The sequence below is a fragment of the Trinickia fusca genome (assembly GCF_003628145.1).
GTDB classification, from domain to species: domain Bacteria; phylum Pseudomonadota; class Gammaproteobacteria; order Burkholderiales; family Burkholderiaceae; genus Trinickia; species Trinickia fusca.
On sequence record NZ_RBZV01000005.1, the window covers coordinates 161,257 to 173,135 of the forward strand.

Consider the following 11,879-nt stretch of genomic DNA (forward strand, 5'->3'; position numbering starts at 1 on the left):
ATTGTTCCTTCGTAATTCAGTTCCTCAAACGGACTGAGCCGTCCTCGATAACCACAGCCGTCTGAACTCGTCCGTGCGTCAACGCCCGCGAAATCCGCGCCCCAGCCTCGGCAGTCGTCCGGGCGACACCCAGCAGCCGGCAGACCGCCTTAGCAAGTCCATCTTGCGATGTGGTTCCTTGCTGCGATAGGATGTACACGGCCGCATTGCCCAATTCTTCGAGGCTAATCTCGTCTATACCGCGACGGGTTTCCGCGTCGCTGCCTGGCACTCGAACACCATCCCAAGTGCTCGGATTGGCGTGCTCTGGCCAGTAGAAGGCGACACCGTTGTCCGTTGTTCGAGTTACCTGCCTGGGTACCAATGCGCTTAGGTGAGCCTCAATGCGGTTTCCAACGCGGGACAGCCCCCATGCTCGCGTAACGCGCTTGAATGCCACCGCCTGCGAGACCGGACCTTCTGTTTCGACGACCTGGAGTAGCTGGCTCGCCAAAGTCGACATCGAGCCGCGCTCATAGAAGAGGTCCGGATTGCCTTTGTCCAAGCTCGTCAGTTCGTATTCGGGCAACTGAGTGATAGGTGCAATCGCCTCGGCGACCGATTCGGCTCGAGCATACAAAGTATGCGGCTCTGCCTCATGCGCCGTCTCTTCCGACAGTTCAACAACCGGTTCGTCCTCGGTCGGAACCGACGCAACCAGCTCCTCCAGGCGGGCCACGAGTTTTCTCATCGGCCCTTCCGGATTCAGCCACCAGTCGGTCGACCAGATGCGGTACAGCTCCCAGCCCAACCCTTCAAGGACATGCTGGCGGAGCCGGTCACGGTCGCGCGCCGTCGCGCCGGAGTGATACATGGCGCCGTCGCACTCAACGCCCAGCAGATAGCGGCCTGGCGCACGCGGGTCGACCACGCCAATATCAATCCGGTATCCGGACACGCCGACCTGCGGGTGGACCGTCCAACCTTTCTCACGAAGGGCGGAAATCACCTGCCGCTCGAACGGGCTATCGGGCTCTCGCCCAGTCGGCATGCTTTGCTCAACCAAGGCACGTGGACCGCGAATGGCGAATTCCATGTAGTTCTTCAGGTCTCGTACGCCGGCGGCCCGAACACGCGACAGGTCAATCTGCTCCGGAAGCAGCGTACTAAAAATCACGACGCCGACCTGGGCGCGCGATACAGCGACGTTCAGGCGACGATGCCCCCCTTCCAAGTTCAGCGGCCCAAAGTTGAGGCTGACCTTGCCCGATGCGTCGGGGCCATAGGTGACGGAGAAGAATATGATGTCGCGCTCGTCGCCCTGAACGTTCTCGAGGTTCTTGATGAACAGCGGCTCCTGTGCAGCCTGCGCAATAGCCTGGTCGAGTTGCTGGGATGCCCTGCGGCGCTCGTCCAGCATGCGCTCAATTAGACTTTGCTGCGCTTGGTTGAAGGTCACTACGCCGAGCGTCAGGTGTCGCTTCGCCGAATCCAGATAGTGCCACTCAATCGCCTTGACGATGGCATCAGCTTCCGCCCGATTGGTTCGCGAGCCGCCGCGGTCGTACACACCCTGTACGCGCTCAAAGCGCACACTTTGGTCATCGGTCACCGGCGACGGGAACGTCACCAGTTCGTTGTCGTAGTACGTGACATTGCTGAAGGTAATCAGCCCTTCATGCTTGCTCCGGTAGTGCCAGTTCAGCCGTAACTCGGGCAGGCCGATACTGAGGCACTCGTCCAAGATGCTTTCCAGGTCTTGTACATCATCGCTATCCGCCACATCATCCGAGTCATCGGACCGAGAGAAGAAGCTGGTCGGAGGTAGCTGCTTCGGGTCGCCGACGCAGACGAGCTGTTTGCCGCGAGCAATAGCGCCGACGGCGTCCCACACGGGAATCTGCGAAGCCTCATCGAATATGACGACGTCGAATTGCGCATGCGACGCGTCCAGATACTGGGCAACCGATAAAGGTGACATCAGCAGGCACGGCTTCAGGCGAGTCATCAGGCTCGGGAGGCTTTGCACCAGTTGCCGAATCGGCATGTGCTTGCGCTGTTTTTGCAATTCGCGCCTCAGCTTCCCTAGTTCGGAATCGGCACCCGGCACGAGCTCGACGCTCGCAGGAATCTGGCCCGCGAGTTTGGCTGCAATGTATTGCTGGGTCAGCTTCTGGAAGCGCTCGTCGGCCGCTTTGAATTCGGCAATCTTGCGGTCATGCTCCGCACTCGAGAAGTTGCAGAGCACCGCCTCGCGGTCAATCGCTTTCCGCAGCCACCAACTCTGGTAACTGTATTCAAAAAATGTCGCCACACCGGACAACGGTGCCTGGCCGGCCTCCAATGCATCCACAATACCCTGCAGCCCGTTGCTGATTGCGTGCGCACGCGATTTGCGCCACAGGCACCACGGCTGCAGTTGTCGGGAAGCTGATTGCCAGCCTTGAAGCAAGCTCAGCAGCCGGGGGACCGCGCCCGCCGCGGTCGGGTCAAGCCCGAGGTCAGCCTGACAATGGCCAAGTTCGATGACCTTGCGGAGCTGAGCCACGACGTCTCGATAGCAATCGCGGTACGACATCAAACTGGAGCCGAGAGGCATGCCTGCTTTCAGCATGCTCCGGTTGTCGGATACAAATGACTGGAGCTTTGAACGGAGCGTCTGGGCCAATTCGATGTCGTTTCCCGCGATTGCCGTTACTGCATCCGCAAATGACGACGCCCATCGTTCGGCCGACTCGACGGCGCTCCAGTCCGTCTTCGACGCAACGAACGCTTCATGCAGCAGTTGCGCCGCATCATGAGACATGGACTCGATGACCTTGTCCTCCGTATTGATGGCTGTCAATGCGGCGACGACACCAGGAACATCCCCGTTTTGCGGACGACGATGGTCTTGCCGATACAAGCGCAGTCGACCGGTGACCGCGCGCTGCGCAAAGAGACTCTTCGGCCACCAAGTACTCGTTGCTGCAGCCCACTGCAGCTTGAGTTCGGTCGCATTCAGGGTGGCGACGTCGTCTACGTAGTGTTTGCTCAGCGGCTCCCATGCTTGGTTGCGCGCAAGACCATGCTGACGAAGGGCGGCGAGCCGGTTGCGGGCAGACTCGTCATGTGCCACGCGGGCCACCCCGACGGGAACCGTGGGTGCCGCGGAGAGCACGTCGGCCAACATATCGAATTTGCCCAGCCCGTCCAGAGAGAAAGCAATCTTCAGAATGCCCAATTGACTCAGCAAGTTCGAAGCGGCGTCATCGAGATTCTTGATGTGGGACTCAAGCACCGAAGCCGCATCGAGAAACTCTTGCTGCCAAGACGGCATCCATTCGGTTTTGTTAACGACTGCAAGGGGATGGTTTTGCAAACCAGTCAACTGGCCGGCCAGAGCGCCCATCTGGCGACACGTCTCACGCAGCGCTTCTAGCTGGGCTCGGTCATGCACATCCGCATCGGCCCACGGCATCGCAGCAGGCCGCATCTCCGCGTATTGCAGGCTGATTCCAATGGCATCGTAAATGGTCAGGTCGTTGGGATGAATACGATGGAGCGCACGCGCGACCCCATTGAGGTCCGTCCGGAGCGTCAGAAGTCTTTCGGACTCTCGCTCCCAGTCCTTTACAGTTCGCGCACCAGCGGAATCCAGCGCAATGCCTAGCTGTTTCAGGACGTCCGCTTTCTTTGCCTTGGACGAATGCAACTCCAGGCAAAATGGCCCAAGGCCAAGGCTGCTAAGTCGACGATGTACGACCTCCAGTGCAGCCATCTTCTCCGAGACGAACAGCACCGTCTTTCCCGTGGCCAACAGATGGGCAATTAGGTTCGAGATGGTCTGGCTCTTACCTGTACCGGGCGGCCCTTCAACGACAAGATTCTTGCCTTCGGCAGCGACGCAGACAGCACGCAATTGTGAAGAGTCCGACAGCAACGGCGTAAACAGGTCTTGGGGCCGAAACTTTTCGTCCAGGGTACTGGGCTCAAAGCCTGTCGCGCTGTCGGCGAATGCCTTCCCCGGATTGTTTATCAGGTGAGCGACAACGCTGTTCTCTTGAAGCTGCTTTTGCCGGTCTTGCAGGTCCTTCCACATAAGGTACTTCGTGAACGAGAAGATACCCAGATGGACCTGCTCCTTGACCTCCCAGCCCTTCAGTTCACCTACCTGCAGCCGGAAGGTTTGCAAAATTCGGTCGACGTCGATGCCACGGTCATCGGTCGGCAAGACTTCGAATGAAGGCAGCTTTAGGCTGAAATCCTGTTGCAACTTCTGCAGCATGGTCGGATTTACGAGCGCGTCGTCATCGTGACGGGCCAGTCGGAAGCCACTGCGCACGGACTGGCGTGACAGTGTGACCGGGATGAGCAAGATTGGAGCAAGGTGACTGGATTCGGCGTCCTTGCTTTCCTGCCACTCCAGCATTCCGAAAGCTAGAAATAGGGTATTCGCCCCGCCTTCCTCCATTCCCGTGGTGGCCGCACGAAATATCTCAAGAAGCCGGCCTTCCAGCGCTTCCTCGTCGATGTCGGTGACGATTTCGTTTCGACCGAGAGCGTCAGTCGCCAGGTCATCCATTGCCACCGTGCCATTGCGGCCAGCGTACACGTCTGCATCGCGGCTATCAGAACCGGACATCAACTTCGGCTTAGCACGAACGCGGAATTCGTTGCCCTCTGCCAGTCGGTCCTCCAGCGCGCCTGGTTCGGGACAAATGACCCGCAGCGTGGACTTGGTCGGCTTGAAATTAAGGAGTTTGTTTCGCAGCGTCAGGTCGAGTAACTTGCTCTTCCATTTCGCCAGGCGACCCTCGGGTGTTTCGGGTGTCGAGTCGTCGCGCAGCGGAATGACAACCGGGTCCAGCGGTGGCAGTTGCGGGACGTCTTCGATGACGGGTGTTTCGGCCTTGGCAATAGGCACAGTTGCTTCGTCGGCCTGCGATGAACGGGATGGCAGGGGACGAACCTGGACTTCCCGCGCGCGCCGAATATCTACCGCATAGGCAAACTGGTCTTCGTCGTTTAGGTGTTCGTCGCCGCGAGTGCAGGCCCAGCGGAGAGACGGCCTCTGCCCACTCGCGACGCCCGTCGTCTCGAAGACCATGAATTCGCCAGATTTCACGCGCTTACGAATCGCCTGAACATCGTCCACCAGTGCCGTCGGGAAGGTGGTCTCTATCAGCCAAACCCCCACCCAAGCGTGCCCTTCTTTGAACAGCACTACCGGATGCAGTCCGGCTTGTTCCAAGCAAGACGCGAACAGCATGGCAAGGTCAAGACAGGTCGCGAGCTTGCCATCCAGAATGCGTTCGGGCGTCCGGATTTTCTGGCCGTCGTTTCCGAACGATGCGGGCGGGTTGGAGTACTGGATGCCCTCGGCAACGAGGGTGCTGTAAATTGCCGAAACCTGCTTCCAGACTTTCTCGCGATTCTTGGACTGGTACCCGTCCATTGACAGGTCGGACGACGTCTGGCGCAGAAGCCCGGATGCGCGCGCGAGAAGCTTGTCTACGACCCGCGAGTTGGGCATGCAAAACGCCGCCAGCAGTTCTGGCAACGACCGCACGCCGGCCCATTGGTCGTAGGCAAGTACGTCGATATCGTGGGTCGCGGTTACGAGTTCCGTTTCTTGAACACGCAACGATGCGGTAATGACGGCTCGCTCACTTTCATCGAGCCGACTGAAATACTGGTGGTCTGGACGCAGGTCGACGGGGGCGAGGCGCCGGCTTTCACCGGGCGCCAATGCTTCGAAACGAAAACGTGCGCTCTCGGCGAACGCCGGCACACATTTGACGACCAGTTCGACATTGAAAAGTGCAGCGTCCCCATCGTTCATGACCAGAATTTCACGGACGACCGGAACGTTATTTTGTATCGCCGCGTATCCTATCGTAAGGTCCGCGAAAACCTGAACGCTCGGTAGATTAACGTCTATATTGGTCGTCGAGTCTTCAGCGTCTTCTGCCTGCACGTGTGTCATTACCCCGTTCCCCACTATTCTTACCGCCCGCAGCCGAATCGCCGTCGTTGTTGAAGACGTGGTTCGAGTCGAGCTGTCATATCGATTGCTCTGTTGCCTGCTCTTCCTTGCGGGGAGTGCGGCGGCGAATTGCCAATGCAAATCGCATGAAATCGGGCTATTTGGGTCCCCGGTGCACCTGGAATATACGCCTTTTTTCGGCCATTTTAGGGAATCGGCCGAAGGTCAACCACGTAGCTGAATTGAGACTTCCCCGACACCTGCGGCGCTAGTTGTCGGCTATGCCTGCGGGCCGTCTCGGGGGTACTGAGACCCTTGGACCGGGAGAAACCAGGAACGCGAGCAAAGGGTAGTGACCTGTATGCATATACAGTATCATTTGTCCTATGCGCGCCATGAGCGGCCGGGCTTACGAAGACGATGGTCACTGGATGCCGGCGAAGACGCAAGCTCGTAGCCGAGCTCCGCGTTTGCCGGCAGGGCCATCGACGAGATTTTTTCACGACACGAAACGGCTTGTTAGCCCGATAGAGCCAAACGTTGGCGCGTCGACAGACCTTGCGCGAGCAGAACCAGAGCGCGGTCTGTGATGGTTAGGAAAACCTCTGCCGCGAAATGACCGGGTTCGCCCCAGATGTAGGAGATGAGATGTTGCGTCTTACGTGTTTGACGTTGCTGGCAGCAGCTTCCGTCGCCCATGCTGCGGAACACTACCGGGAGGTGTGGAATCCGCCCGAGGCTAGGCACGCGGTGCATGCGCGACATATAGCTCATCACAAGCCAGCGGCGCGTCGACTGTCGGCAAACCGGTCGGCAAAGATGAAGCCCTCTCGCGTGACCACCTGCGTGACGACGCCGAGAAAGCGAGGGCATGCTGGCCGCACTGTACGCATCAACGCCGACCCGCGCGTGCAAGACGTACCGCCGCTCCTGGCCCCCAAGGGTAATGTGCTGCGCGTCGACTCGAAAAGTGCCAGGCCGGAGTTAGTTCGCTGATGGACGCCGAAGTCTACAAAGGCTATTCGCTTTGGGGACATGCTATCCGGCAAGGCGACGAATACGCCGCCAGCGGCACTGTTACCCGAAATAACAAGCTAGTTGAAACATCGGGTGTGCTGGGCAACTTCGAGAGCGAGGACGAGGCACAGCTCGCCGGCCTCAATTGGTGTCGGGCCTGGGTAGACAATCACAGTTAACTTCGAGTTAGCAAGGTCTGCATCACGCCTGACTGATAGATGCTTGGGCACCTTCGGCCCAGCGTCAATTTCAACTGCTCGGCTGGCGTGTTGAGGTCATTTCCACTTCGCTAGCTTCTCGCACATCTCCGCCACCCACCGGCGCACGAAATCCCGATTCTGGCCGTCGAGCTTTGACAGCATTGTTGCGATATCGGACGCTTCGTCCGCCACGCGGCTATCGCGCAGGGCCATTGTCCACATCGTCCCAGCGGCGCTCGACGGTGGGGTCCAACCAATCTGCGGCTCGTCGTATCCATGCAGCATCGACGCCGCCGCCCGACGCCGCGAGCTGTTTCGATTCAAACGCGGTAGCCAGTGCCCGCAGGCGGTTCGCTCGCTCAAGTTTCGACGCCCACTCCTCGACTCGCTTCAAGTGGTCAAGCGCGACTCGTTGAATCTCGCGAAGCCTCTCGCGCTCAGCCTGCTCTGCCGCCATTACGGCCCGACGTTCGGCCGCCATCTCGACACCCACAGCATCGCGAATAACCAGATTCCGGAGCCGGCTGACGAATGTCTGAATCTTTTTCTCGACCGAAAAGCTCCGCGTATCCGCAGTGTTCGCTGTAGCGTAACTGCTCCCGACCTTGAACGCGGATATCTCGAGTTCGCCCGTCGGGTGAAAAACAGACCCCGGACGGTGCTTGTCGAATCCGGCTCGCTTGTTTTCGGCCTGTTGCTCCCGCGTCAACGGAACACTCTCTTGGCGGCTGCGTTCCTTGACGCGAAACGTCAGCTTGGCTTCGAGTATGGACACGTATGCGGCGCCGTCATCTTTTGCGCAAATCGAGTAGCCCGTCGCCGCCAGCGTCTCGAGCAGCTGATTCAATACCAGTAGGGCCCGCAACGAGTTCTGCGGCGATGCATAGATGCGCATCACCCCGGCGCCGGCACAATACGGCCAAGCGCGCGAATCGCGCTGCTTGCCATCAAGCTTTTTCGCCATTCGTTTTACGAGCGGCAGGCAGTCGTCGATGGCGGTGCGCAACGCGACTGCAGGCACTTCTGGCGCGCGAACGGCGTCCTCTTCGATTCTGACCTGAGTGCGCATCGAAAGCTCTTCGTCTTGCGGGTCTTTGTACACCGAGCGCCGATAGCTCGTTGGCCCCTTGGTCGGCGCCAAGGCGGGCCTTTTAACAGCCTTGCCCGCCGACACTTTTGCCCAGTGGCCCGCGGGCGGGAGGGGTATGTTGAGGTTGATACATATCTTTCGAAGGCCAACGTCAGAGATTCGGTATTTCTTCGCCACTTTGCTAACGGCCTCTGACCATACTTCCTCGTACAGACTCTCACGCTCGAAATCTTGATATTCGTATGGCATGTCATTCACTCGATGTCTTCCTGGAATGAGAGATTGCGCTCCTCCCGTGAGAAAGAACGCAACCCGCCCTGGTTAGCCTGTTGTCGGCGACGAAGTCGGTGCCCGTCTCCGCAATACGCTAGCTAAAACAGCCCCGCCGCTGACGGCATGCTGACCAGGGTGGGCGGTTGCGGGCTACATTTCTCCAAAGAACAAAATCGCGGCGCGATTTCCATCGCCGATTTGCCGGCGCCTCTCGAGCCCGAAGGAGACTGACGGCGTAGTGTCGTCTGCGCGCACACGGGAACCGAAATTACCCCGCGTAGGTGTTCGCCAGCGTTGGGCCAACTGGCCTGGCTATCCGGGTTACCAAGTCTACAAATACTATGGGACGCCGCTCACCGCCAACAATTCCCTCTCCCGCAGCCTGATTTTCGCCGTCCTCGCCCCAAGGGCGATGTGGGGTACAAGCCGATGCGATGCGCGGTACAAGGCCGCACGATGCACAGTACAAGTGGAGCCGATGCGGAGTACAAGCTGAGCCAACCCACGACCAGCGCTGAAATTTGCACTTGCTGTCGGCAGATATTTTTCGATATGCCGCCGCCGTCCATTCCGCACGCTTTCGCGGCCATCGTTTCGGCATATACACATGTATCTTCAACGCGCATGTGTTCCTCATGAGCAAGCCACCAACACCGACTCGCACTGTCGTCACAATCCGGGCCGCCTCAGAGGCCACCCGCACCTATCACGCTCCACATTGTTCGAATATCCGCCTCGTTGGCGCTGCGGTATTGCGGACAACGCCTGAATTTGCCCGACGGCGCGAGGGGCGACACAATGGCTAAGCAGCAAGCGCCTGCTAGGCTCGAGCGTAAAGCCACAGAGCTTCGCGACCTCGCGAGCCGCACAGCAAAGGCGGCTCTCACCGCCGCTCCAGACCGACAAACGGCTGTGCTCGACGCCGCCGAGCAAATCGGCCGCTTTGCCGACAATCTCGAACGTCGCGCAAAGAGTGCGCACACGGCGCCGGCAGTCGCCGAGCTTCCCTCGAATGCCACCACTGACGAGGTTCAAAACTCAAGGCGTCGGCAAGCCATCCGAAGGGGCTCAGATGTGTACCTGCCGAGCTGGTCGGCGATGGCACAGGCTCTGCCGAATCCGTTCCTCCGTTCCGCCTTGTTTTCCGCGGGCCGAAGCGTCCAAACTGACAATGCAAGCGTGCTGTCGGGCGACTCGACCTTGCTTGTGGCCGGAAAGGAAATTGCCTCGCTCCGGAACATGACGCTGACTTTCAGCGGATACGAGCTTTGCCAATTCGACCGACTCGTCTACGCGACGTGCCTCGACTATTACCGCAAGGCGCCCCTTTGCCCCGAAGATAGTCTCCGTCACGTACGAACGACGTTCTACGAGTTCGCGCGTCGAATGGGAAATGAATACAGCGTGAAAGCGCACAGGGCCGTTCGAGCAAGTCTTCTGCGCCTGAGCTTTGCTCAGATGCGTCTGCGTTATAACCGCATGAACATCGAAGTACCCAAGCTATTGTCCGTAACATTCGAGGACGGCGGACTGGGTGAGGATTTCAAAGGCAGTGATGCGCTACTTCTGCGGGTGACAACATCGGTAGCGGAACTCTTCGGACCCGGCGCATGGACAGCCGTCGACAATGAAGCCGTTCGATATGACGGGCTGAGAGGCTGGCTCGCAAGCTTCTATGCGGGGCATGCTGGGCCTATGTGGCTGCCCATCGAGCGGCTATATCTCCTCTCCGGTTACACGTCCCATATGCGAAATTTCAGAGCGAGCCTCGTTCGCGCCTTGGAAAAGCTTAAGGACCCACGAACACCTGCATGCAGCCGGGTGGCGCGCTTCGAATTCTCGACGGACGGCACGAGGGTTCGCGTTGTTCGGTCTGAATGGAGCACTCACAGCAACGATTGAACGCTCCGACAAAGTTCTTCGTCGTGTTGGGCAAAGCCGAGTTCCCACCGCATGCTCAGGACGGCCTAAATGCGACATCACCGCGTGGAATGAAGCTGCTTCGAATGGGCGTTCTTCGCTGCTACGCGACAGAATTGACGGTTTCTGTGACGCCACGCGACAAATGCGGGGGTTCAGCGGGACGTTCTTCGCTGGAACGCGACAACGCCCGCACGCCACTGCGGCATGAGTCATTTCTTCGCTGCTACGCGACAAAATTGTCGAGGCATGGCTCATCAAATAACTGAACGCCCCCGGGGGAGAAGTTTCTCAATGAGCTGCGGGACCGGGCTGCGTCGCTGGCGGATGCGCCGAACATGCGGGAGCATGCTTGAAACATTGCGCGGAATGATTGGTGAACTCCCAACCATGCCGGACTCGAGAGGCTTTGGTCAGAAGTTCTCACATTATGCTTCCGCACCGACTGAAGAGCCTTATCTAGCAATAACCAGGTTCTCGGGTTATGTGTTCGTCTACAGGCGAGACGCCGGGCCCATGCCCCCGGTGCGGGGCATTTGATGCTCCGCTACAGTCGCTGCCTATTGCGGCCCCGACCAGCACGAGGTGGTGCTCGTCCTTCTTATTGAGACAGATTGCGTGGGACCGCAAGGCACGGTCGCCAGACATTTTATGAGATGCTCGGTATTGCCACGCAGCACTGCCCGCTACTGGCCCGCAGGTTGTACTTCGGCATTCGCACGGCCGCCGCCAGCAGACCACCCTGTCTATTTCCCATTCGAACCGATTCGGCCCACCTCCTTGCGAGGCGCGTGACGCTTGTGCTATCTATTCGCCCCTCAATACAAAAAACTACCGAGGGCGTTAGCAGAATGAGACGTACTATCTAAAAATCGGCGATAAATCATCGGCCGGCGGGACTGTAACAGAGGGCATACCACAGACCACCCACTACGGCACCGAACTCACTTTCATCGGGGCACAAGTCGCTTGTCCTGCGTGCAAATCGGTCGGTCACATTGTCGCGAAAGGTCCGCGCTGGCCCGGGTCGATTATGGGCTTGGAGCCCGCGCTGGAAGGAGACATCTGCGTATGCAAGTGTAGCCCGGCGCCGGTAATGCTTCCCTCCCAGTCCGATATGTATGAGAGCTTCGAGAGCCATGAACTGGCGAGCATGGGCTACGGACCCGCAGGCAACTACCTGGCCGACGAGCCGGCAACCGAGCACTGGATTCGGTTTTCCCTGAGCGATGCGGGCAGTTGCGAAGGCTTGCGTTGCCGTGCCCACTTCGCCGACGGCTCAGTCGAAGAAGGTGTGTTCGACGCCGACAACAAAGTCCATTTCGACCGCCCCAACGCCTCAGCATGTCAGAAGGTCGACGTGGTACTAGATGGCGGTCAGACGAGCGGCCAGTCGGTGATGGGCAACATTCTAATTGCGATGGTGGGGTAA

The 11,879-nt window shown here is 59.0% G+C and carries 5 protein-coding genes and 1 pseudogene; 4 read left to right on the plus strand and 2 right to left on the minus strand.

Annotated elements, in window-relative coordinates:
- Positions 1-16: 16 nt before the first annotated feature.
- Complete coding sequence (locus tag D7S89_RS14795) at positions 17-5,947, minus strand: DUF3320 domain-containing protein (RefSeq protein WP_121278452.1); 5,931 nt, start codon at positions 5,945-5,947, stop codon at positions 17-19.
- 995 nt (positions 5,948-6,942) lie between these two features.
- On the opposite strand from D7S89_RS14795, the gene D7S89_RS14800 reads away from it, so the two are divergent.
- Positions 6,943-7,143 carry a hypothetical protein gene (locus D7S89_RS14800; RefSeq protein WP_121278453.1) on the plus strand — a complete coding sequence of 67 codons (201 nt, stop codon included), beginning with the start codon at positions 6,943-6,945 and terminating at the stop codon, positions 7,141-7,143.
- A 217-nt stretch (positions 7,144-7,360) separates the two neighbouring features.
- Here the strand turns inward: D7S89_RS14800 and D7S89_RS14810 are convergent, their stop codons facing one another.
- Complete coding sequence (locus tag D7S89_RS14810) at positions 7,361-8,503, minus strand: hypothetical protein (RefSeq protein ID WP_121278454.1); 1,143 nt, start codon at positions 8,501-8,503, stop codon at positions 7,361-7,363.
- A gap of 822 nt (positions 8,504-9,325) precedes the next feature.
- Here D7S89_RS14810 and trfA point away from each other — a divergent pair.
- From trfA to D7S89_RS27870, 3 genes and pseudogenes are all read left to right on the plus strand, one after another.
- Positions 9,326-10,429 (plus strand): plasmid replication initiator TrfA, encoded by a 1,104-nt coding sequence (gene trfA, locus D7S89_RS14815; RefSeq protein ID WP_121278455.1) that lies wholly within the window; start codon positions 9,326-9,328, stop codon positions 10,427-10,429.
- An 889-nt stretch (positions 10,430-11,318) separates the two neighbouring features.
- Positions 11,319-11,516, plus strand: a pseudogene (locus tag D7S89_RS28160) (PAAR domain-containing protein); the annotation flags it as partial.
- Between the two features lie 27 nt (positions 11,517-11,543).
- A complete protein-coding gene (locus D7S89_RS27870) occupies positions 11,544-11,879 on the plus strand; it encodes a hypothetical protein (RefSeq protein ID WP_245982922.1) in 336 nt (111 codons plus the stop codon).